The organism is Primorskyibacter flagellatus (genome assembly GCF_048268605.1).
Taxonomy (GTDB): Bacteria; Pseudomonadota; Alphaproteobacteria; order Rhodobacterales; family Rhodobacteraceae; genus Primorskyibacter; species Primorskyibacter flagellatus.
The window spans coordinates 1-21,378 of the sequence record NZ_JBLWVF010000031.1; the positions used below are offsets into that span (position 1 = coordinate 1).

General features: G+C 58.2%; 20 protein-coding genes, 1 tRNA gene and 1 pseudogene. 11 read left to right on the top strand and 11 right to left on the bottom strand.

Going from position 1 to position 21,378, the window contains the following annotated elements:
* Positions 1 to 552: 552 nt before the first annotated feature.
* The 3 genes from ACN0WV_RS18420 to ACN0WV_RS18430 form a co-directional block, all read right to left on the bottom strand.
* Complete coding sequence (locus ACN0WV_RS18420) at positions 553 to 1,743, bottom strand: alpha/beta hydrolase (RefSeq protein WP_417607699.1); 1,191 nt, start codon at positions 1,741 to 1,743, stop codon at positions 553 to 555.
* Between the two features lie 94 nt (positions 1,744 to 1,837).
* Complete coding sequence (locus tag ACN0WV_RS18425) at positions 1,838 to 1,960, bottom strand: hypothetical protein (protein WP_417607701.1); 123 nt, start codon at positions 1,958 to 1,960, stop codon at positions 1,838 to 1,840.
* Between the two features lie 1,123 nt (positions 1,961 to 3,083).
* Positions 3,084 to 3,159 (bottom strand) — tRNA-Trp (locus ACN0WV_RS18430).
* A 128-nt stretch (positions 3,160 to 3,287) separates the two neighbouring features.
* On the opposite strand from ACN0WV_RS18430, the pseudogene ACN0WV_RS19545 reads away from it, so the two are divergent.
* Positions 3,288 to 3,377, top strand: a pseudogene (locus ACN0WV_RS19545) (integrase core domain-containing protein); the annotation flags it as partial.
* A 394-nt stretch (positions 3,378 to 3,771) separates the two neighbouring features.
* Here ACN0WV_RS19545 and ACN0WV_RS18440 read toward each other — a convergent pair.
* Positions 3,772 to 4,035 (bottom strand): DUF2312 domain-containing protein, encoded by a 264-nt coding sequence (locus ACN0WV_RS18440; RefSeq protein ID WP_116600214.1) that lies wholly within the window; start codon positions 4,033 to 4,035, stop codon positions 3,772 to 3,774.
* A gap of 375 nt (positions 4,036 to 4,410) precedes the next feature.
* On the opposite strand from ACN0WV_RS18440, the gene ACN0WV_RS18445 reads away from it, so the two are divergent.
* Entirely contained in the window at positions 4,411 to 4,626 is a 216-nt protein-coding gene (locus ACN0WV_RS18445; RefSeq protein ID WP_417607702.1) for a hypothetical protein, read from the top strand.
* A gap of 8 nt (positions 4,627 to 4,634) precedes the next feature.
* Here ACN0WV_RS18445 and ACN0WV_RS18450 read toward each other — a convergent pair whose 3' ends face one another.
* Positions 4,635 to 6,626: an enoyl-CoA hydratase-related protein gene (locus ACN0WV_RS18450; RefSeq protein WP_417607704.1), complete on the bottom strand. Its 1,992-nt coding sequence runs from the start codon at positions 6,624 to 6,626 to the stop codon at positions 4,635 to 4,637.
* Between the two features lie 117 nt (positions 6,627 to 6,743).
* The gene (locus ACN0WV_RS18455; protein WP_084355084.1) at positions 6,744 to 6,956 is read right to left on the bottom strand and encodes a hypothetical protein; all 213 of its coding nucleotides are present in this window, start codon (positions 6,954 to 6,956) and stop codon (positions 6,744 to 6,746) included.
* A gap of 366 nt (positions 6,957 to 7,322) precedes the next feature.
* Here ACN0WV_RS18455 and ACN0WV_RS18460 point away from each other — a divergent pair, with 366 nt between their 5' ends.
* From ACN0WV_RS18460 to ACN0WV_RS18475, 4 genes are read left to right on the top strand one after another with little or no spacing between them, the layout of a single operon-like run.
* Positions 7,323 to 8,186: an MBL fold metallo-hydrolase gene (locus tag ACN0WV_RS18460; protein WP_084355085.1), complete on the top strand. Its 864-nt coding sequence runs from the start codon at positions 7,323 to 7,325 to the stop codon at positions 8,184 to 8,186.
* A 57-nt stretch (positions 8,187 to 8,243) separates the two neighbouring features.
* Positions 8,244 to 8,669, top strand: a complete 426-nt coding sequence (locus ACN0WV_RS18465; RefSeq protein ID WP_116600219.1) for a YeeE/YedE family protein — start codon at positions 8,244 to 8,246, stop codon at positions 8,667 to 8,669.
* Position 8,670: 1 nt separating this feature from the next.
* Positions 8,671 to 9,108: a DUF6691 family protein gene (locus ACN0WV_RS18470; protein WP_417607706.1), complete on the top strand. Its 438-nt coding sequence runs from the start codon at positions 8,671 to 8,673 to the stop codon at positions 9,106 to 9,108.
* A gap of 9 nt (positions 9,109 to 9,117) precedes the next feature.
* Positions 9,118 to 9,546: a protein tyrosine phosphatase family protein gene (locus ACN0WV_RS18475; protein WP_417607708.1), complete on the top strand. Its 429-nt coding sequence runs from the start codon at positions 9,118 to 9,120 to the stop codon at positions 9,544 to 9,546.
* Between the two features lie 144 nt (positions 9,547 to 9,690).
* On the opposite strand, the gene ACN0WV_RS18480 is transcribed toward ACN0WV_RS18475, so the two are convergent.
* From ACN0WV_RS18480 to ACN0WV_RS18500, 5 genes are all read right to left on the bottom strand, one after another.
* Positions 9,691 to 10,785, bottom strand: a complete 1,095-nt coding sequence (locus tag ACN0WV_RS18480) for a flagellar motor switch protein FliM (protein WP_417607710.1) — start codon at positions 10,783 to 10,785, stop codon at positions 9,691 to 9,693.
* A 76-nt stretch (positions 10,786 to 10,861) separates the two neighbouring features.
* Complete coding sequence (locus ACN0WV_RS18485; protein WP_417607712.1) at positions 10,862 to 13,549, bottom strand: ATP-binding protein; 2,688 nt, start codon at positions 13,547 to 13,549, stop codon at positions 10,862 to 10,864.
* A gap of 1 nt (position 13,550) precedes the next feature.
* Entirely contained in the window at positions 13,551 to 13,850 is a 300-nt protein-coding gene (locus tag ACN0WV_RS18490; protein WP_417607714.1) for a hypothetical protein, read from the bottom strand.
* On the bottom strand, positions 13,847 to 14,215 hold the full coding sequence (locus ACN0WV_RS18495) for a response regulator transcription factor (RefSeq protein WP_417607716.1): 369 nt from the start codon (positions 14,213 to 14,215) through the stop codon (positions 13,847 to 13,849). Before ACN0WV_RS18495 ends, ACN0WV_RS18490 begins: the two co-directional genes overlap by 4 nt.
* Positions 14,216 to 14,295: 80 nt before the next feature.
* A complete protein-coding gene (locus ACN0WV_RS18500) occupies positions 14,296 to 15,615 on the bottom strand; it encodes a helix-turn-helix domain-containing protein (protein WP_417607718.1) in 1,320 nt (439 codons plus the stop codon).
* A gap of 219 nt (positions 15,616 to 15,834) precedes the next feature.
* Between ACN0WV_RS18500 and ACN0WV_RS18505 the strand changes: the two genes are divergently transcribed.
* From ACN0WV_RS18505 to ACN0WV_RS18525, 5 genes are all read left to right on the top strand, one after another.
* A complete protein-coding gene (locus ACN0WV_RS18505; protein WP_084355094.1) occupies positions 15,835 to 17,181 on the top strand; it encodes a substrate-binding protein in 1,347 nt (448 codons plus the stop codon).
* 100 nt (positions 17,182 to 17,281) lie between these two features.
* On the top strand, positions 17,282 to 18,313 hold the full coding sequence (locus tag ACN0WV_RS18510; RefSeq protein ID WP_084355095.1) for a branched-chain amino acid ABC transporter permease: 1,032 nt from the start codon (positions 17,282 to 17,284) through the stop codon (positions 18,311 to 18,313).
* Between the two features lie 3 nt (positions 18,314 to 18,316).
* Positions 18,317 to 19,519 carry a branched-chain amino acid ABC transporter permease gene (locus tag ACN0WV_RS18515; protein ID WP_417607722.1) on the top strand — a complete coding sequence of 401 codons (1,203 nt, stop codon included), beginning with the start codon at positions 18,317 to 18,319 and terminating at the stop codon, positions 19,517 to 19,519.
* Between the two features lie 13 nt (positions 19,520 to 19,532).
* A complete protein-coding gene (locus tag ACN0WV_RS18520; RefSeq protein WP_417607723.1) occupies positions 19,533 to 20,288 on the top strand; it encodes an ABC transporter ATP-binding protein in 756 nt (251 codons plus the stop codon).
* A 74-nt stretch (positions 20,289 to 20,362) separates the two neighbouring features.
* Positions 20,363 to 21,118 (top strand): ABC transporter ATP-binding protein, encoded by a 756-nt coding sequence (locus tag ACN0WV_RS18525; RefSeq protein WP_417607724.1) that lies wholly within the window; start codon positions 20,363 to 20,365, stop codon positions 21,116 to 21,118.
* The last annotated feature ends 260 nt before the right edge of the window (positions 21,119 to 21,378 follow it).

The window sequence follows — 21,378 nt, forward strand, 5'->3', positions numbered from 1 at the left end:
CTGGGGGCTTTGCGCCACATAGGGTGGGTCAAATTTAATCGCTGAAACCGGGTCAGTTTTGAACGCTCATTGACAGCACTGAAGTCCGTCCAGAGAAGGTGGAGGGTGCGGCATGATGTAAGCGCCGACACCCAACCTGAACGGGGTCGTCCCTCACCGGACGAGGTCTGTGGAAGAAGCTGAATATGGCCGCTGCGCAACGAGAAGCGCGTCCCAGAGCGAGGTTCTCCATTGCCAATCCGACACATGCTTGCAGCGATGACATCAGTTCATCACTCAGACTGCGAAGAGAAGCGTGACCCGGATGAGTGACAATGATCCATGAGAAAGAAGGAAAACGAGCTTGACCCAAACGCCCAATTAGAGAAGCTGCCGTCCTCAAAGATCGACAACGCTGCGGTGCAGCTTTCCCGAAGCGGACGTTGATTTATCTTGCATTATCTCAGGCTATCGAACGGCAGAAACGCGGGACAAAGCTGCTGAACGTGCCACAGGTCCGAAGGTCTGCTACAGTTATTCTGTGAGTTTCTTGATGACATAGGACCGGCATGATCAACGCTGCAAGCAGTCCAGAAACAACTGAACTTCATGCATCATCTTGGTCCAGGTTTCCTCCTGAGGGAGTGGGACATGGTTCCTGCTCTCAAGCGAAACGTATCTTGCGCCCTCGATTTCACTTGCAAGTATTCGCCCCTGCTCGACAGGCTGCACCGCGTCTGAGATCGCATGAATGACCAGCGTCGGCGTGCGAATGGACGCCAATACTTCCGAGACATCAAACCGGTCAACTATTTGTCTCAAACGGGCTGCATTTTCCGGCGATATCGTTTCGGTTTGCATCTTCACAAAGCTGGCCAATTGCGTCGGTGTGGCACCCGGCATGAACAGGGTCGAGAACGCATTCACGAATGGGCTGTCCTCCTTTCCCCAACCCGCCCTGATGAGGCCCAAAACAGTTACTTCATCAATGTCGCTCTGTGTCGCTTCGCGCCATGCGCGTCCCTTCGCATACCCGCCATACAAGACCAATCCGCTGACCCGTCCGGGATATCTTTGAGCAAAGCGGATAGCGACCGGGACGGCTTGCGATGCTGCAAAGATCGGGAATCGATCCAAATTGTTGGCGTCGGCAACGGCCTTTAGGTCGTCGGCAAAGGCATCAATATCCGCGCCTTCAAGGTCGCGTGAGGACAGTCCAGTGCCCCTTTGATCGTAGCGGTAAAGCGTATTTTTGCCATCAAGCGTTTCGATCAATGGCCTCCAGACGGGGCTTTGCCAATCAAGTTCCAAGTGCGAAAGCCAATGGGCGACCCGGACCAGCGGCGGGCCATTCCCGCTTTTGGAGAACGCAATTCTTGTACCGTGCGAGGAACAGGCGAATTGAATGTTCTGCGTATCAGAGCGCGCAAGATTAGGCGTTTGCGCGGGGGCTGCGACTACCCTCACGTCGACATTCAGTTGAAAGCCTCTGCCGTGGACCGTCTTGATAATAGCCTGCGCCCGACCAGTGTCACCAACGGCCCTTCGGGCGGCGTTGATCCGTGCGCTGATCGTGGCGTCAGACACACTTAGCCCGTGCCAGACGATTTCTACAAGGTCGTCCTTGGTCACTAACCGACCCTTCCGATCTACTAGTAGCAATAACAGGTCGAAGACCTGCGGTTCGAGGTGAACTGGCAGCCCACCGCACACGAACAGGTGCTTATCAGGGTCGATCAAGCAATTTGAAAATTCATATGCCATAGACCATTCAACGGCCATACGGCGGTGACACTCAAGAACTTTGGGCTCTGACAAGCAGAAATATTGAAATGACAAGGAATTCTAAAGAGCGCCTTCAAGCGATGACGAGGCGTTTGCAGTCCATTGGTGTCAGGACAATTGAGGAGTTCACGCCATGCAACAATATGAAACGCCCGAAATCAAACGCCGCCCGGATGGTTCGATCGATACGGATCATTACATCAAAATCGGCCTTCAAGGACGTGCAGATCAAGCGTGTGTATTGGCCAGGACGGCAATGCTAAAGAGGCGCACCTTTTCGTGGCGGCTTTGGTTTTTCAGAACCTCAGGAAACCGATGATATCTTTCACACAGTGTGCTGATTTCAGGACATAGCCAATTCTCTAACTTAAAATCCGCCCTGCCCCCAGAAGCCGAAAAGCGTCTTCACATACAACTCTCTGGTTTCTGGAGAACTGGAAATTTTGTCGATGGAACGTCGCGGCCGCATTCACCCCGGCACCATGAAAAACGACTGAATGACGAAATGGGGAGCGCCGAAGCCGACCTGCGGCGTCGCAGCGGGATGAGAACTTTGGCGGCAGACTGAATGTCGGCTTCAACGTTCGAGGTATGCTCGGCTTGCAGCTGCGGCGAATGACGGCTTCGCACCGCTCCATGCACGTGCGCCCTCGGCTGGGTGGCCACATGATATGGGTCCGCTCTGGGCTGGTTTCGGTCCGGAAGCGTAGGAATAGCCTGTGATGCAAACGCCTATTGCCTTGAAGCACGCTCCCCTCCCGACAACGGTCGAAGACCACTACACAATCACTACACAGACGATCCCGATGGTGCTAATCAACATACTGAAAAACAAAGGTTTTTATCTACCATGCCATCCGCTCCTCGGCACCAATCATTGACATGAAAGTCAGATATTTTCAGTAGGTTGATGGCTGTTCTCTCCGGCGTGATGTAACACATGGAATGACACACGTGACAATTACTCTGTCTTCGAACGCGATGGATCGACCATCACCAAGGTAGCCATAGAACGCATCGCCAGACTCTATGCCGTCGAAAAGGATGTGCGATATAAGCCGCCTGAAAACGGCGTCGCCCTGCACCTGCCTGACACGCGCCGAACGCAACCTTAAGGGAAATCGCCACGCAGATGGGATGGTCGATCCAGCACACCCAAAAACCATCGAAACATACGTTGCCATGTCGACCGATTCGGCCAACAGGCTCGTGGTCGAACTGTCCAAAGCGTCCCTATTACGGGTCATACCTTGACAGCGGGCCTGAAAACTGGCTCGCGGCGTCAACTAGGATTTTTCGTAATTCTTCAATGATTTCAGTGGCAGGGGCAGAGGGGCTCGAACCCACGACCTACGGTTTTGGAGACCGTCGCTCTTCCAGCTGAGCTATACCCCTGTGTACTGGCGTCATTAGATTTTTTAAATCTGCCCGTCAACCAGTTATCAGTCCGGTCATCACGTTTCTGTTCCGCACCTGTTCCATTATAGCTTTGCTCATAGCCTTCGCTTTTCCGCCGCGGTTTCATCAAAAGTTTCAGCGGCAAACCGAGAGACGAATGCCTTAATGAAACGCTATTTGCCACATTGCGCGACGCTCGAAAAATGCTTGAAGACTGGCGGGAGGACGACAAATGCCGGGCCATGGACAACGGCATCCAGTTCACCGAGCAACCCCGCAACCAAACAGCAGCATATTTTCAGCAGATGCGATCCGACATGAGTTGCCAGCCTGGCAGCGTGAGAATTTGTGTCGGTTCTGGCAGGGCATCGCAGCAGGCCTCTCCAGCGCTGAGGCGAGAGCTTTCAGCGTGCTGGGGTCGGCCGCGCTCTGCGCCGCCCGCGCGAACGCGACCGAAAACTGGATAATCGCTCATTGCGGATGCGCTGCCGATCAGCAGACAGAGTTGTTCAACCTTAACGTCAATCTGAGGCAGGTCGTCACAAAGCAAGATCCCGGCATCACAAGATGCCGAGATTGTATATTGAATAACATGTGCTTATGTTAAAATCAGTTCATGCCCAGCGCTTCTTTGTACATTTCAAGGACTGCTTCTTCCTCAGCGATGTCGTCTTTGTCCCGTTTGCGAAGCCTAATAAGCGTGCGCACCACCTTTACGTCGTAGCCACGTCCTTTTAGTTCTGAGAATACCTCTTTTTGCTGCTCGGCGAGGTCGGCTTTCTCCTGATCAAGCCGCTCAATGCGTTCGACGAACTGGCGCAACTCACTGGCAGTTACCTTGTAGGAGTCTGGTGCTTCTTCGTAATCACTCATCGTTGCCTCATTTCTATTTTTGGGATGGATTGGCTCTCTGGAATACACGACAGAATACAGTGTTTCCTGCTAAGCCTTTGTGTACTCACTCACACGACAGATTAGTGGTGGTATTTATAACCGCGGTCCTTTGTTGCGGTCATGACTACTTTGTTCTGCTCGGTGATGACTTGTTTGCAGGCGCAAGGTGTTCGCATCGGCGGATGAATTGGCACAATCCGCCCGCAGTCACGCGGTAGCTGTCGTCGTCCATGCTCTGCTCTCCTGCCGATCTGGCCATTTCCTAGCGCCACGTCCACCGCCCTTCAAGTGGTTGCAGTGGCGCAGTGTTTGAATTATCGCCGGGCGCGACGAAAGGCTGCGAAAGGGCATGCAATGGACGGTTTGATCTGGGCGGGTGCCGCGATTTCGCTATTGGGGCTGATAGGGCTGGTCTGGTCGATTATCAAGGTTGCAAGAGCGCGCCGCGCCGACCTCAGCGATGAAGACCTGCGCAACGCCGTGCAGGCGGTGATGCCGCTGAACCTTGGTGCGCTTTTTCTGTCAGTCATCGGCCTGATGATCGTGATCGTCGGCATTTTTCTGGGCTGAACATCGTTTCAGTTCGTCAGCGCCTTGATCCCTTCACCATTGCGCACAAGTGCGGCCAATCGCGGATGCGGCACCCAGAGTGCCTGATCCGGATGGTTGGCCCCCTGCATCGTACGGGCGACGCGGAACAGCCCGTGCAGTTCGACCGCTTTCATCGGACCGCCACGCCAGCGCGGGAACTGGTGGCCCGTCATCATTACGACGTCGATATCTGACGCACACGCTGCGACATGTTCATCGACCAATCGTGCGCCTTCATTCACCATCGCGCCAAGGATCAGTGGCACAATATCGGTTTTTTTAACGCCGTTCGTATCGGCACGGTGCTTGTCGAACAACGTCAACACCTTGTCGTCATGAACAGGCGTCGCTGCATCGCCAAGATAGCTGTAAAAGCCCTGCCGGGATGCCCTGCCCGTCCGTCCGGCTTGCGCAAGGACAGCCGACCAATTCATGCCTCCTTCGCGGCGTTCCACCCGGCCCACAATTCGCAAACCCGTCGCATCGCGTTGCAGGAAGGGTGGCAATTCGAGCCCCCATTTGGTCAGCGCATCATCTATGTCATAGGGGCTGGCACCGAGATCAACCAACGCGTCCGCCGCTCTATGTAGCGCCGCCATCATCCGTCCGCCAATTGTTTCGCCGGATGAGCGGACATGCACGGGCTGTTTACCCAAACGTTTGACCAGCGCAATTGCAGATTCCAGTTGGTCGGGTCTGGCGCGCGGGCCTTCAATCACCTCAACCAGACGCGACAGATGTGCGGGGCGCGCGAAACGCAGACCGATCTGATCGACATTTTCCGCCACTGCAATCGCGCAAACGACATCCTCCGCCATATCCGAACGTTGCAGGCCTTCGGCTGCGCGTATGACGAAATCCGCGTTCTTGATCATGTCCGGCATGGTGCCGCAGATCAGCCGTTTCAGAGCATCGTTTGCGACCTGTTTGGTCAGATCCCCTGCGCTGACCGCGTCTTCAAGGCTGTCTTCGACATCAGTCCAAGCGGCTATGCGCCTGTCCGAATCCGCAATCCCCCAACGAACGGCCAAGCCGGCATTCAGCGCCGCCACGGCGAGTTGCGACGCGAGCATCCCCCCGCCCAGGATAGCGAGAGTTTTGATCTGGGACGGGTGTGGGTCAACCGACTGCGCCACCTTGGCGGCGCGACGCTCGGCAAAAAACGCATGTCGCAACGCTTTTGACTGATCCGAGGCGACAAGATCGGCAAACGCGGCTTCCTCAAACGCACAGCCCGCGTCAAAGGGCAGCAGAAACGCGGCCTCGACGGCGGCCACCGCTTCGCGTCGAGCATTTTCGGGCCCATCAGCTTCATCCGCAGCCCTTTTGGTCAGTTCCAACTGTGTTGCGACCGGATCAGCAAAGCCTTCGCGCCGCTCACAGCTTGGACGGGGCCCTTTTGAGACCGCTTCGTGGCAAAATTCCAACGCGGCGGCGCGCAGATCCTCTGGTTCGACAACCAGCCTGTCGGCGAAAATACGATAGGGTGCCTGATCCAAGGGCAACATGCGCCCGGACAGGATCATGTCGAGCGCCACTTTCGCCCCCACCAGCCGGGGTGTGCGTTGGGTGCCGCCCGCGCCGGGAATAAGGCCGAGCTTTACCTCTGGCAACCCTACACGGGTAGACCGCAACCCGATACGGTAATGACAGGCAAGGGCCAGTTCGAACCCGCCGCCCAGCACCGTTCCATGCAGTTCCGCCACCACTGGTTTCCGGCACATTTCTATCTGTGTGCAAATTTGCGGAAGCCAAGGCTCTTTGCGGGGCATGTCAAATTCCGCGATGTCGGCCCCGGCGGGAAAGGTCTTTCCCGCGCCGGCGAAGAGAATGGCGCGCACTTCCGAGTCCATCTCGGCACATTTAAGCGCGGTCAACAGACTGTCCCGCACTTGCCAGGCAAGCGCGTTGACCGGCGGGTGGTTGATGCTGACGACGGCCACGCCTTCATGCACGGAACACTGCACCACTTCTGCCATCACTTGCCTCTTCGCTGCGGCCTGAACAGCCGTCTTGCTAACCTTTCGCAAACCTAACGGTTTGACAAACATTAACAGACTGATGACAGGTCAAGGCAAGTCCTTCAGGCAGGCCGCTTAGACCGGAAAGTTCTCGAATTCTGCGTCATCGGCGTCCTCGTCCGCCCCTTGCAGCAGTTTCCGGGCATCAGCCGGCACTTCTTCGCCCAGGTTTTCTATGGCCGCAGCCGCCTCTTGCAGCCGGTGCATAAGCCAGTCGCGGTGCATGTCGTCACTGGCCAAAATCTGTTCCACAAGGCTTTCAACCTGGCGTTTCGGGTTCTCGGACATCTCTTTCCCTTTCGTAAGGTTAGCATCGGGATCGCGGGGGGCATCCGGGATGTTTTACCGTTTATTTCACGGCGAGATCCGGAATGCCGGTGATCTTTTCATCGTTATCCCTTTGCGCGGGACAAAGCCGACAGGAAACCGGGCCATACGCATGACCCTGCAAACCCGCCTACCAGACAAAGGGCATCGCGCCTTTGATAGTTCCATTTAGCGCCATGATGTATACGGGTTGTCATGCGGCCGTTCTTCAAGGCAGCAATAAATTACCATAAGCGTGATTGCCGGTCTTTGATGCACGTCAAGGGATTGGGGGTTGAAACATATTCATTAAAGCGTATATGTTCGGAACAAACGGAGGTATACGCCATGTCACCAGACGTCACAGGCTTCTTCGACGAAGCCACAAATACCATTTCCTACGTCGTCCGCGACCCCAAGGGCACCTCTTGCGCGATCGTCGATTCGGTGCTGGATTTCGAGTATTCCTCGGGTCGCACCGATACCCGGTCAGCGGACGCGATCATCAAATTCGTTCAGGACAAGGGCTACGAGGTCCAGTGGCTGCTGGAAAGCCATGTTCATGCCGATCACCTGTCTGCCGCACCCTACATCCAGAACAAACTTGGCGGCAAGATCGGCATCGGCGACCGGATCACCGTGGTTCAGGATACGTTCGGGAAGGTGTTCAACGAAGGCACCGAGTTTCAGCGCGATGGCAGCCAGTTTGACGCGCTGTTCAAAGACGGTGACAGCTTTCACATCGGTCAGATGCGCGGCGATGTCATGCACACGCCCGGCCACACCCCTGCCTGCCTGACCTATGTCATCGGCGATGCGGCATTTGTCGGCGACACGCTGTTCATGCCGGATTTCGGCACGGCGCGCTGCGACTTTCCCGGCGGCTCGTCCGAGACGCTATATAATTCGATCCAGAAAATCCTGGCGCTTCCGGACGCGACGCGCATCTTCGTGGGACATGATTACAAGGCTCCGGGACGCGACGAATATGAATGGGAAACCACTGTCGCCGAACAAAAGGCCCTGAACGTGCATATCGGCGAAGGCAAATCAGCCGAAGAGTTCGTGGCGATGCGCGACAGCCGCGATGCGTCGCTGGCGATGCCCAAGCTGATCATCCCGTCCCTGCAAGTCAACATGCGGGCCGGAAAAATGCCCGAACCGGACGAGAAAGGCGATGTCTTTCTTAAAGTGCCCGTCAACAAACTTTGAAGCTTAGGGGTGGCAGAACGGATCGTTCTTCACCCGACCTGACAGTAGGAAACACTTATGGAAATGGATTGGATCATGGGCCTGATCGGCGGCATGCTGATCGGCCTTGGCGGGGCTGCCTATCTGATCGGCAATGGCCGGATCATGGGGGCGAGCGGTATCATCGGCGGGCTGGTGGACGGCTCTGGCCATTCGACCGCAGCAGAGCGTATCGTTTTTCTGGCGGGCGTTCTTGGGTTGCCCATTCTGCTGACACCCCTCTTCGGAGGGGTCGACACCCATATCACCGACAACATGCTGGTACTTGTTGTTGCGGGGCTTTTCGTCGGCGTTGGGACGCGCATCGCCAATGGCTGCACCTCGGGGCACGGGGTCTGCGGCATCTCGCGACTGTCGCTGCGCGGCATGGTCGCCACGGTGTTCTACATTCTGGCGGGCGGCTTAAGCGTTGTGCTGTTCCGTCATATTCTGGGGGTGATCTAGGATGGCTCGTTTGATCGTCGCACTAATCGCGGGCAGCTTGTTCGGGTCCGGGCTTTTCCTCTCTGGCATGACGGACACCAACAAGGTTCAGGGTTGGCTGGACGTGTTCGGCAATTGGGATCCGACCCTGGCTTTTGTGATGGGCGGCGCGATCCTTCCGATGGCAGTCGCATGGCAGTTTACACGCGTGCCCCGCAAACCCGTCACCGGAGGCAGCTTCCCCGCACCGCCGGACACAAAGCTGGGGCGCAATCTGGTGTTGGGGTCTGTGCTGTTCGGGATCGGCTGGGGCTTGGCGGGGCTGTGCCCCGGCCCGGCGATCGCCTCGCTCAGCTATGCCGGTCCCGGAGGTCTGGTTTTCGTGGCGGCGATGCTGACGGGTATGTGGCTGGCACCAATGCTGCGGGCACGTCTGGACAGAGTCGCGCAGCCCGAGTAAGCGTTGGAAATGGACATGCGACAGATCACACCCCGTTATAACGTCTCGCCACAGATCAATGCCGAGGACGCGCAGGCGATTGCGGATGCGGGCATCGTCCGCGTCATTTGCAATCGTCCGGATAGCGAAGTGCCGCTGTCGCATCAGGTCAAGGCAATCGAGGTGGCGGTGCGCGCGGCGGGCATGGATTTTGCCGCCCTGCCCCTGACCCATCAAACCATGACGCCCGACAATATCGCCGCACAGCAGGCGCTTGTTGACAGTGCCGATGGCCCGGTTCTGGCCTATTGCGCCTCGGGAACCAGATGCACTGTGATCTGGGCGCTTGGACAGGCGGGCAAAATGCCGGTGGACGAGATTTTGACGACAGCAAACCGCGCGGGCTATGCGATTGACGGGCTGAAGCCGACATTGGATGCGATGGCGGAGCGTGGCTAACACAGTTCACGCGTCACTGTTGCGATGACAGCGCTTCAGGCCTCTTATACGTTCTGCGTCTAGCGAGCCGCTCTTGAATTTCCCGCTGACAAACGGAGCGCGATACAGCTTTGGCTGATTGGGTTTCGGATGCCTCTCGCGAAGTCAATTCAGAGTCAAAAGATCATCATCAATAGCAAGCTCGGCACCAAGGTCAGATGACAGGTCGGAAAAATCGTCAATGCCGGGGATTTCGGGCAGATCCGGAATATCGACCGGCTCTTCGACAACCGGCTTCGGGGACGCGATTGCCATTGCCTTAGCGGGATTCTTCACTGCTTTCACCTGCTCTGTCTCCGCCTCCACCCGAGGGCCAGAGGTTTTCGACGAAGCCGGGAAGGTTACGCGGACCGCCCGGAAACCACCCATCTGCCCCAAGCGACAGCCATTGGCGATGTGGACGCCCCCTGCTGACAGCTCGACCTGATTCAAAACGTTCTCTGGCAGCGGCAGAAGGTCACCGGGCTTCAATCGGCTCGCGGCAGACAGCGGCATGCGAATTCTCGACAACACCGCCTCAATCCGCGCCTCCACCATTTGCATGCGCCCGGCATTCTTGGCGGATAACGGATCACGCGGCGGGTCTGGCCTTGTCGCAGGTTCTGGCTTGGGCAGGACCGGAAGGATCAACAAAATCTCACCGCGCCGCAAACCGTCCCCGATTTCGACCGATACAAGGAAGGAATGAAACTCGGCCGCGTCCATCAGAACACCAAGCGCGCGCGTATCCTCCACCATCGCACCGAATCGATAGCCGGTATATTCGCCCTGTGCCGGATGGCCTTCGAGATTCGCGCTCAACCGCCCAAGCATTGCATCAAGCAACGGCGCACACATCGCAGCATCCGTCTGTGTAAGCGGGCGTTGATCAAGCGGCTGGCTGGTGACGCGCCCAAGCGTCTGAACCTCGATCACTGAACGCACAGTGGCCCGGTCCAGAACAACGGCACCGGTCACACCGTCGAGACCGTCCAGCACCATCACCAGCGCGTCGCGCGGCACGCCTTCAAGACAGGCATCCAGAACCAGCGTTTCCTGCTGCATCCCGTCTGCGACAATCGCCAGCCCCCAAAGCGCGTCCGCACTGCGCGACAGCGCACGCCGCAGGGCACGGGCGGGCGACAAAACGCGCGCCTCCTGCTCACGCCGGGCTGCGTTCGCCTTCTTGCTGAGTACTTCGTTGACTACCTGACCTGCCATATCCTCGGACATGTTTTGGGGGACGTTGCCCTTGGTTATGGGCGGATTTGGTTACCAATACCTTATGGAAGGCAGATTATTGCGCCGCCATCGCCGCACGCGGCAGGCTGACGCGAAAGGCCGCACCGCTTTCACCGCGCAGATAAGTGATCTCGCCACCCAGTCTTTGCATGATCTGTCGGCTGATCGCGAGCCCCAGACCTGCTCCGCCGACCCGTGGCTCACCGATGCGTGCGAATTTCTCGAAAATTACATCTTGCGCGTCTGTGGAAATGCCCGATCCGTTATCGACGAAATCTACCCAAAGCAGATCGCCGTGATCGGTCACCCGAATCTCCAGCGTAGGCTGATCGGCGTCGCAATATTTTCGGGCATTGGCAATGAGATTGATGAAAACCTGACTGAGGCGATCAAGATCAGTGTGCAGCGACAAAGCCTCTGTCGCCGTATCGCGGGTCAGGCGCAGCCTGCGTCCGTCATCGCTTGCGGCCGCGGCTGCGACGGACCGATCAAGCAGGTCGCCAAGATGTCCGTGGCGCAGGTTCAGATTGACCTGTCCGTTTTCCAACACGCTGAGATCCAGAAGATCGTCCAGAAGGCGCGTCAGACGCAGCGCCTCGTCATGGATGATCGAGGCGTATTTGTTCAATTCATCCCCGCTCAACCCGTCGCTGTCGCGCAGGATCTCTGAAAACGCCCGGATCGACGTCATCGGCGTGCGCAACTCGTGGCTGATCTGGCTGAGAAACGCGTCCTTTTGCACCGACAGCCGTGTCAGTTTACTGTTGGCTTCACGCAATTGCCGCGCCGTGCGGGTCACTTCGCGCGATTGTGCCTCCAGCCGGTTGGAATATTCCATCATCTGCGCGGTCTCATCGGCCACGGCCATCAGATCCTCGACCGAAACCGACATGCCCCCGACGATCTGACCCACCATCGCATGTGCGGTGGCCCCCCCGACAGAGCCGGACAATTCGCGCTCGAGGTTTTCCAGAAAATCCGGGCTGGGTTCGGGCAAATCCCCGCGCAGCCCTTGCCGCGCCGCCTCGCGCTGAAACAGCGCGCGCGCCTCGGCGGCACCCAGAATGCGCTGCGCCATGATCATCAGGTCTTCGCTTTGCGCGACACCGCCCGACCAACTGCGCGGGCCGCCGGAATGCTGAAATACGTTGACGAATTGCGCGCCCTGCAATCGCTCCAACGGCGATGGAAACGTCAGTACCGATACCGTAAAGAACGCCACGGAATTCAGCATCATGCTCCACAAAAGCGCGTGGACCAACGGATCCATCCCGGCAATGCCGAACAGCGCCTGTGGCCGCAACCAGTCGATGCCGAAGGGTCCGTTGAGCAGTGCCGCTTCAGACAAGATGAAGCCCGGACCAAAGCTTGGCAGGAACAGCGCGTAAAGCCAGATCACAAAGCCGACGCTCAGCCCCGCCAACGCCCCCAGCCGCGTGGCCCCGCGCCAGAAGATGCCGCCAAGCATGGCGGGCAGCACCTGCGCAACACCGGCAAAAGAGACCAGACCGATCGCCGCAAGTGCCTCGCCGCCGCCAGTCAGGCGGTAATAGATGTAGCCCAGCATGACCACCGCCGTGATTGACACGCGGCGCGACAGCAAAACGACGTGACGCACGTCCCCCGAGACACTGGCACTGCCACCGGTCATGCGCAGGAAGATCGGCATGACGATATGGTTCGACACCATCGTGGACAGGGCAATCGCCGCGACAATCACCATCGACGTGGCGGATGAGAAGCCGCCAAGAAAGGACAGCATCGCCAGCCCCTGTTGCCCTTGGCTGAGCGGCACAGTCAGCACGAAGAGGTCCGGGTTGGAACCCTCGGGCAGCAGGTCCAGCCCCACCACGGCAATCGGCACCACGAACAGGCTCATCAACATGACGTATAGCGGGAACGCCCAAGAGGCCGTGCGCAGATGCCCCTCGTCGTCGTTTTCCACGACCAGCACCTGAAACATCCGTGGCAGGCACAGAAATGCCGCCGCTGACAGCATGATCAGACCGGCCCAGCGGCCACCATTGACCTGCCATTGCCCCAATTGAGACGCGTCGATCCGGTTCAGCGTGTCAGACACGCCGCCAGAGATGCCCCAAACGACAAACGCGCCCACCGCGAGCAGCGCGAAAAGCTTGACCACCGCCTCGACCGCGATGGCCATAACGACGCCGTGATGACGCTCGTTCGCATCAAGGTTTCGTGTCCCGAAAACGACGGTAAACAGCGACAGGCCCATCGCGACCCACAACGCCGTGCTTTCACCGGTATAAAGCGTCTGACCGCCACCCCCAGCTTCTGCGAAGACCGCGAATGACAGCGTGACCGATTGCAATTGCAACGCGATATAGGGCGTGGCGCTGATCACGGCGAGGATGGTGACGCAAACCGCCAGCAGGTTGGATTTGCCAAAGCGCGACGAAATCAGGTCGGCCACAGAGGTGATGCGCTGGCTGCGCCCGATGCGGACCAGCTTGCGCAAGATCCACCACCAGCCCACCATCACCAATGACGGGCCGATATAGATCGTCAGATATTCAAGTCCCGAGCGCGCCGCGTAGCCCACGGCACCGTAAAACGTCCAGGCCGTGCAGTAGATCGACAATGACAGCGTGTAGACAAGCGGCGAGCGCAGCCAGCCACCGCGCCCACGCATCGCCGACCGCTCCGCAAAGAACGCGACAAGGAACAGCAGCGCGACGTAGGACAAGCAAACCGCGATCAGCCCGTTGAGAGCGCCCATATCACAGCGCTCCGCCGCGATCCGTGCTGCGGTCGGCGGGTGGAAGGCTGCGCAGCACATACGACAGGCGCATGGTCACAAGGATCAACACCACCCAGACGCCAAAGAGGTACAGGATTGTCCGCGACGTCATGATCCCCATATCCGGCTCCCTCGGCCAGAGCAGCGGAATGGCAAACAACACCACCCCCAGCAGCGGCACCAGTCGCGCGGCATCCATGATCCGGCGCATGCGGTAGGTCTGCTTTTCAACAAAGATCGTCGGGCGTGGTCCGACCGGCTCGTCTGCGGAATTGGTCATACGCCCACCAAATTGCGCACCGCCTCCAGCACCTCGGAATTCGCAAACGGTTTGGTCATAAAACGGTTGGCACCGTATTTTTCGGCCATTTCGCGGTCTTTGTTTTGACCGCGCGCGGTCAGCATCAGGATCGGCAAGGTTTCGGTGCCACCACCAGAGCGCAGATCGCGCAGAATGTCATAGCCCGACCGTCCGGGCAGCATCACATCCAAGATCAGCACGTCAGGCATCTTTTCCCGCACCACATCGGTGGCGTCGTGACCATTGGAATGCGTGTCCACCTGCCAGCCATCGCGCGACAGGATAAAGCTGATCGCCTCGATGATATTCGGTTCATCCTCTATCAGCAGGACCTTCTTCGCCATCCCGGTCTCCCCTCCAGTGGCATGCAGGCTTTTTGAATGCCTGTCATGGACATACTATAAGCCTGATCTGGCGGTCCGTGTCAAAAGCTCTCGGCCAGGATCGAGGGTTCGCGGCGCCCCTCACATTCGGTCCGCGGACAGATCCGGCAGCTGACCCCGACGCGCAGTGGGTCGTCAGCGACGTCTGCGGCCTCTTGCGGCACCAACAACATATGCGCCACCAGCATCGGGTCACGGTTCAGTTGCGGCGTGCCCACCGGCTGCGCCACGGCATAGGCACGGAAATGTGCCGGGTCACGGCCTGTCTGCTCCAGTTCCTGCGTCAGCACGACATTGGGTCGCGACAACGCGGTGAACAGCGGCCACAATGCGCAGGCCGCGCCGTAACGTGGCAGTGGAAAATCCTTCAACGCCTTGCGAAAAATCAAAGTGCCCGACGCATCGCAAGCGGCCAGACCAAACCAACCAGCCCCGGCGGAAGCGGGCAGCGCCGCAAGTCTGCGCATCACGCGTGCCGGATCGACACGCACACGCAGCGACAGGGCCAGCGGATCCGGTCCGACCTCGTTTAGCGCGTCAATCAAACGGCCCATCGGCAGCGCGGCGGCATCTTCGGCATAGCGCGACAGCACCTGTTCCAGCAGGTACAGCGAAACCGGTCCCAGATCGCTGTCCTTGAGAACATCGTCAATCGACCCACCTTCTTCCAGCGTGGCGAAATTCCAGCCGTGACTATCCAGAAAGGCGTCCACCTCTTCCTGAGGCGATCCCAGATCGGCCGAAACGTCGTCCACAGTTTCCAGATACCGAACCAGCGCCTGAGAACTGTCCGCCAACCGCCTGCTGTCTTCGTTCAGGTTGCGGTGGAACCGGTCGCGCCATTCCGGCTCGATCTCGCCCGGTTCGGCAAGGATGGCGGCAGTAGAGCGGATCGCGGTTACCGTTGAGAGCATTTCATGCAACGAGGCGGCAAGATGCGGATCATGCGTCATCCGGTCGGTCAGGCTCTCGACAGTCCGTTCCAGCGCATCCATCCGGCGCTGGCTGTCGGCCAACAGCCACGCCCAGCCCGGAAACCGCCCCGCAAATTCTTCCAGCAACGCGGTCTCGGGCGGCGGCGGCCCCGCGCTGCCATCCTCGCCCCGCCCGCGATCCTGTGCCGCTTCGCGCAGCGTGGCGATCAATGTGGCCTCAGCCCCTTGGGTCAAAAGGGACGGTTCGACCTTCAGGACATGCGAAATGGCAACCAGCAGTTTTCCGCCGATTCTGCGGCGGTTATGTTCAATCAGGTTGAGGTAAGATGGCGAAATACCCGCAAAACGTGCCAGATCGGACTGCTTCATCCCCGCCATAACCCGGCGTTCGCGAATTCGGCTACCTGTCAACGTGTCGCGCGCCATGTGCTTTTCCCTCCGAATTCAACAGCTTTCTGCGGTGCAAAATAATATTCTTTACAAATCGTATTCCGACTTTGTTCATTTTTTGACAAAAATATCCATACGCATGAAGCAGTTGTTGCGAAGTTTTCTTGCCCTATCCACTATTGTCTTAGCACAAAAGTGCAGTGCCGTAGCGGAGGAGGAGCCCTGCGGCACATTTCAGAAAATCGGGAGGATTTTATGTCCAAGACCAACCTGACACGCCGTGGCGTGCTTCAGACCGGAGCGGTTGCAGGCGCGGGTCTGGCGCTGCCGACCTATCTATCGGCGGCCAGCCATAGCGGATTTACCAACGCGCCCGGCGATTCCTCGGTCACGCTGGGTTTCAACGTGCCCCAGACCGGCCCCTATGCCGACGAGGGCGCAGACGAGCTTCGCGCCTATGAACTCGCGGTAGAGCACCTGAATGGCGGTGGCGACGGCGGCATGCTGCCCACCTTCTCGTCTCAGGCTCTGGACGGCACCGGCATTCTGGGTCGCAAGGTCGAATACGTCACCGGCGATACCCAGACCAAATCCGACGCTGCCCGCGCATCGGCAAAAGCGATGATCGAAAAGGAAGGCGCCATCATGATAACCGGCGGTTCGTCCTCCGGTGTGGCCGTGGCTGTGCAAGGGCTGTGCCAAGAGGCTGGCGTGATCTTCATGTCCGGCCTGACGCATTCCAATGACACCACCGGCAAGGACAAGAAGGCCAACGGCTTCCGTCACTTCTTCAATGCCTACATGTCGGCCGCGGCTCTGGCTCCGGTCCTGTCTAAAATGTACGGCAACGACCGCAAGGCGTATCACCTGACTGCCGACTACACTTGGGGCTGGACGCAGCAGGAATCAATCGCCGCCGCAACCGAAGCCATGGGCTGGGAAACCGTCAACAACGTGCTGACGCCACTGGCTGCGACGGATTTCTCGTCCTATATCGCCCCGGTTCTGAACTCTGGTGCCGATGTTTTGGTCCTGAACCACTACGGCGGCAACATGGTCAACTCGCTGACCAACGCCGTGCAGTTCGGCCTTCGTGACAAGCAGGTAAATGGCAAGAATTTCGAGATCGTTGTTCCGCTCTACTCGCGCCTGATGGCGCGCGGCGCAGGCGAGAACGTCAAGGGCATTTTCGGATCGACAAACTGGCACTGGTCGTTGCAGGACGATGCCTCCAAAGCATTCGTCAAGTCCTTCGGCACCAAATACGGCTTCCCGCCGAGTCAGGCCGCACATACCTGCTATGTGCAGACCCTGCTTTATGCAGATGCCGTGACCCGCGCCGGATCGTTCAACCCCTGCGCTGTCGTCGAGGCCCTCGAAGGGTTCGAATTTGACGGCCTGGGCAATGGTCCGACGCTGTACCGTGCCGATGATCACCAATGCTTCAAAGACGTGCTGGTTGTGAAGGGCAAAGACAACCCGACATCGGAATTCGACCTGCTGGAAATCGTGGAAATCACCCCGCGCGCCCAGGTAGAATACGCCCCCGACCATCCGATGTTTGCTGGTGGACAGCTGGGCTCTTGCAACCCCGGCGCTTGATCTGACGGCATCCGGTCCGGCCGCGCGCCCCCTGCGCGGTCGGACTTTTCGTCCCGGACGTGATCCGGGGCCTATTCCATAAAAATCAGAGGGTTGGGCGATGGACGCAATTATCCTGCAAATCCTGAACGGGCTCGACAAGGGCTCGGCCTATGCGCTGATCGCGCTGGGACTGACATTGATCTTCGGCACGCTTGGTGTCGTGAACTTCGCCCATGGCGCGCTGTTCATGATCGGGGCGTTTTGCGCCGTGACCGTGCAGCGCATCCTGAACCTCAGCTACGAGACGATTGATCCAAGCCAGACCGACTTTCTTGGCAATCCATTGGTTGTAAAAACCCCCTATGTCCACAGTTGGTTTGGCCCCGAAACCGGCGCTTCGATCATCGAATGGTCCGTTCCGATTGCCATTATTTTCGCCATTCCGATCATGATCGCTATCGGTTTCATCATGGAGCGCGGGTTGATCAAGCATTTTTACAAGCGCCCTCATGCAGACCAGATTCTAGTGACCTTCGGCCTTGCGATCGTGTTGCAGGAACTGATCAAGTATTTCTACGGTGCGAACCCGATCCAGACCGGCGCGCCGGACGTGTTTCGTGGCTCTTTCGACTTTGGTGTGCTGCTGGGTTTTGATCCCAATGTGATCATCTATCCCTATTGGCGGCTTGTCTATTTCGCCTTTGCCGCCGTGATCATCGGTGCCGTCTTTGCCTTCCTGCAGTTCACCACCTTCGGGATGGTCGTCCGCGCAGGCATGGCCGACCGCGAGACTGTAGGCCTTCTGGGCATCAACATCGACAAGAAATTCACCATCATGTTCGGCCTTGCCGCGGCGGTGGCGGGGTTGGCGGGTGTGATGTACGCACCGATCAACTCGCCCAATTACCACATGGGGATGGATTTTCTGGTGCTCAGCTTCGTGGTGGTTGTCGTCGGCGGCATGGGCTCGCTGCCCGGTGCTGTGCTGGCCGGGTTCCTGCTGGGCATCCTGGAGAGCTTTGCCTCGATGAACGAGATCAAGTCGATCCTTCCCGGCATCGACCAGATCATCATTTATCTTGTCGCCATCATCATTCTGCTGACGCGCCCCCGAGGCCTGATGGGCCGCAAAGGCGTGATGGAGGACTAAGCCATGCTCGGACTGAACACAAAAGACACCACGCTGCTGATCGTCGTGGCCGTCCTCGCGCTTGGCGCACCTTTCATCCTCAACCCTTTCCCCGAGGCGTCTTCGCTGGCGCAGTTCAACGCAGGCTATCCGGACTTGATGCAGCGCTTCGCGATCTTCGGGATTTTCGCCATCGGGTTCAATATCCTGTTCGGGCTGACCGGCTATCTCTCTTTCGGACATGCCGCATTTCTGGGGGTGGGCAGCTATTCAGCCGTGTGGATGTTCAAACTTCTGGGCATGAACGTGCTGCCGGCCATCGCGTTGTCGATCATTGTCGCAGGACTGTTCGCGCTGCTGATCGGCTATATCAGTCTGCGCCGGTCGGGCATCTATTTCTCGATCCTCACGCTGGCCTTTGCGCAAATGTCGTTCAACCTTGCCTATTCGGTGCTGACGCCGATCACCAATGGTGAAACCGGCCTGCAACTGACGCTGAACGATCCGCGGATCTTTGGCCAATCCGCAACCTCAGATGGCGGCATCCCAGTCACCAACCTGCTGCCGGGTTTTGAGATGCGCGAGACGTTCACCTGGGAAATCGGCCCCTGGCTCTTTCAGTTCAACACCGGGTATTATCTGTGCGCCGCGTTTCTTCTGCTGGCCTTTTACCTGTCGGTCCGCATTTTCCGCTCGCCGTTCGGGTTGATGCTGCGAGCGGTGAAATCCAACCAACAGCGGATGCACTATACCGGCCTCAACACCCGCCCCTACACGCTGGCCGCCTTCGTAATCTCCGGCATGTATGCCGGGCTGGCGGGCGGGCTTCTGGCCTCGATGGACCCGCTGGCAGGTGCCGAGCGCATGCAGTGGACAGCGTCAGGCGAGGTCGTTCTGATGACCATCCTGGGTGGTGCCGGAACCCTCATCGGACCGGTTCTGGGCGCGGGCTTCATCAAGTATTTCGAGAACATCTTCTCGAAAATCAACGACAGCGTGCTTCATGGCTGGTTCGGCTTCATGCCTGACGGAATGGAAAACGCGATCATCTTCGTGTCGCATTTCTTCGTCGGCAAAAGCTGGCATCTGACGCTGGGCCTGCTGTTCATGCTGGTGGTGACATTCCTGCCCGGCGGGCTTGTCGAGGGCGGTCAGCGCATCGGGCGCTTGTTCCGGCGCAAACCTGCGAAGGATTCCAAATCCGCCGATGTGAAACCCGCGGAATAAGGAGCGCTGAAAGATGGGAATTCTTGAAGTCAAAGACGTCGGCAAACGCTTCGGTGGCCTTCAGGCGCTGGGGGATGTGAACCTCTCGGTCGCGCAGAACAGCGTCCACGCCATCATCGGGCCGAATGGTGCCGGCAAGTCCACCCTGCTCAACTGTTTGGTGGGCAAGCTGATCCCCGACTCAGGCTCAGTGATGTTCGACGGCCAGTCGGTGCTGGGCCGCAAGCCTTATGAGATCAACCAGATGGGCATCAGTCGGGTGTTCCAGACACCGGAAATTTTCGGGGACCTCACCGTTCTTGAAAACATGATGATCCCCTGTTTCGCGCGGCGTGACGGGTCCTTTCGCCTGCACGCCTTTGAAAGCGTCAACCGTGAACATGATCTCGTCGAAAAAGCGGAACAAATGTTGATCGACGTGAATATGATCGACAAGCGCCACATGCAGACCGCCTCGATGTCACGCGGCGACAAGCGGCGGCTGGAAATGGCAATGTGTCTGGTGCAAGAGCCGCGCCTTTTGCTGCTGGACGAACCCACGGCCGGGATGGCGCGCGCCGACACCAACAACACGATCGATCTGCTTAAGGAGATCAAGGAAACGCGCAACATCACCATGGCGATCATTGAACATGACATGCATGTGGTATTTTCGCTTGCCGACCGGATCACGGTGCTGGCTCAGGGCACGCCGCTGGTCGAGGATACGCCGGACAAGATCAGGGGCCATCCGAAGGTATGTGAAGCCTATCTCGGCGAGGCACATTGACACCCGCCCCGGGCTTGACCCGGGGCCTCTAGCCGCAAGGTCCCGGGTCAAGCCCGGGACAGGAGGAGACAGAAATGAACGTCAAACCCGATTTTTTCAAACACGGAAACAAGGCCGAAACCGCCCCCGCCTTTCTGTCTGTATGGGACATGCACGCTTATTACGGCGAAAGCTATATCGTGCAGGGTATCACCTTCAATGTGCATGAGGGTGAAATCCTTGCGCTGCTGGGGCGCAATGGTGCGGGCAAGACAACCACGTTACGCGGCATCGCGCGGCTCGCATCGCCGCAGGTGCAGAAAGGCGAGATCTGGCTGGATCATCAGCCGCTGCACAAAATGGCCAGCCACGAAGCCGCAACCGCAGGCCTGGGTCTTGTGCCCGAAGACCGTAGAATCATTCCCGGACTGACGGTTGAAGAGAACTTGCAGCTGGCCCAGATTGCGCCGCCGATCGGTTGGTCACTTGAGCGTCTGTACGAACTATTTCCCCGCCTTGGTGAGCGCCGCAAGCAGGAAGGCGTGACGCTTTCGGGTGGCGAACAGCAGATGCTTGCCATCGCCCGTGCTCTTGCCCGCGACCTCAAGGTTCTGCTGCTTGACGAACCCTATGAGGGTCTTGCCCCGGTGATCGTCGACGAGATCGAAAAAACGCTTCGCCTCATCAAGAGCCAAGGCATGACGACCATCATCGTTGAACAAAACGCCATTCGCGCGCTGCAATTGGCTGATCGCGCTGTAATCCTCGACACTGGCTCCATTGTCTTTGACGGCACTGCCGAAGAGGTTCTGGAAAACGACAATCTGCGCGCCGAATATTTGGCGATCTGACGTCAGATCTGACGTAGGTTATTCTATCGCTCTCTGGATCGGCTTGGTGTCGTTTATGTGTTGTGCCGCTCAAGTAAACATCACGTTTCGCCCTTCGTCGCGGTTGCTTGCGTGCTGGTAGGTCCATAGGCTTTCTATCAGCGATTCAATCAAACAACTTTGGGAGAAACCATGTCTGCTACCACCTATCCTCCGTCTTCGGAATTGTCTGGCAAGGCGCATGTTGATGCGTCGGGATATGAGCGGCGTTATGCGGCGTC

Bases quoted from the DNA above. Each gene is read 5' to 3' on its own strand.
- ACN0WV_RS18510 (WP_084355095.1), top strand. From the start codon at position 17,282: ATGGACGCAATTATCCTGCAAATCCTGAACGGGCTCGACAAGGGCTCG.
- ACN0WV_RS18470 (WP_417607706.1), top strand. From the start codon at position 8,671: ATGGCTCGTTTGATCGTCGCACTAATCGCGGGCAGCTTGTTCGGGTCC.
- ACN0WV_RS18420 (WP_417607699.1), bottom strand. From the start codon at position 1,743: ATGGCATATGAATTTTCAAATTGCTTGATCGACCCTGATAAGCACCTG.
- ACN0WV_RS18455 (WP_084355084.1), bottom strand. From the start codon at position 6,956: ATGTCCGAGAACCCGAAACGCCAGGTTGAAAGCCTTGTGGAACAGATT.
- ACN0WV_RS18480 (WP_417607710.1), bottom strand. From the start codon at position 10,785: ATGGCAGGTCAGGTAGTCAACGAAGTACTCAGCAAGAAGGCGAACGCA.
- ACN0WV_RS18450 (WP_417607704.1), bottom strand. From the start codon at position 6,626: ATGGCAGAAGTGGTGCAGTGTTCCGTGCATGAAGGCGTGGCCGTCGTC.
- ACN0WV_RS18500 (WP_417607718.1), bottom strand. From the start codon at position 15,615: ATGGCGCGCGACACGTTGACAGGTAGCCGAATTCGCGAACGCCGGGTT.
- ACN0WV_RS18525 (WP_417607724.1), top strand. From the start codon at position 20,363: ATGAACGTCAAACCCGATTTTTTCAAACACGGAAACAAGGCCGAAACC.
- ACN0WV_RS18495 (WP_417607716.1), bottom strand. From the start codon at position 14,215: ATGGCGAAGAAGGTCCTGCTGATAGAGGATGAACCGAATATCATCGAG.
- ACN0WV_RS18465 (WP_116600219.1), top strand. From the start codon at position 8,244: ATGGAAATGGATTGGATCATGGGCCTGATCGGCGGCATGCTGATCGGC.
- ACN0WV_RS18445 (WP_417607702.1), top strand. From the start codon at position 4,411: ATGGACGGTTTGATCTGGGCGGGTGCCGCGATTTCGCTATTGGGGCTG.
- ACN0WV_RS18520 (WP_417607723.1), top strand. From the start codon at position 19,533: ATGGGAATTCTTGAAGTCAAAGACGTCGGCAAACGCTTCGGTGGCCTT.
- ACN0WV_RS18425 (WP_417607701.1), bottom strand. From the start codon at position 1,960: ATGATCCGTATCGATCGAACCATCCGGGCGGCGTTTGATTTCGGGCGT.
- ACN0WV_RS18485 (WP_417607712.1), bottom strand. From the start codon at position 13,549: ATGGGCGCTCTCAACGGGCTGATCGCGGTTTGCTTGTCCTACGTCGCG.
- ACN0WV_RS18475 (WP_417607708.1), top strand. From the start codon at position 9,118: ATGGACATGCGACAGATCACACCCCGTTATAACGTCTCGCCACAGATC.
- ACN0WV_RS18490 (WP_417607714.1), bottom strand. From the start codon at position 13,850: ATGACCAATTCCGCAGACGAGCCGGTCGGACCACGCCCGACGATCTTT.
- ACN0WV_RS18440 (WP_116600214.1), bottom strand. From the start codon at position 4,035: ATGAGTGATTACGAAGAAGCACCAGACTCCTACAAGGTAACTGCCAGT.
- ACN0WV_RS18505 (WP_084355094.1), top strand. From the start codon at position 15,835: ATGTCCAAGACCAACCTGACACGCCGTGGCGTGCTTCAGACCGGAGCG.
- ACN0WV_RS18460 (WP_084355085.1), top strand. From the start codon at position 7,323: ATGTCACCAGACGTCACAGGCTTCTTCGACGAAGCCACAAATACCATT.
- ACN0WV_RS18515 (WP_417607722.1), top strand. From the start codon at position 18,317: ATGCTCGGACTGAACACAAAAGACACCACGCTGCTGATCGTCGTGGCC.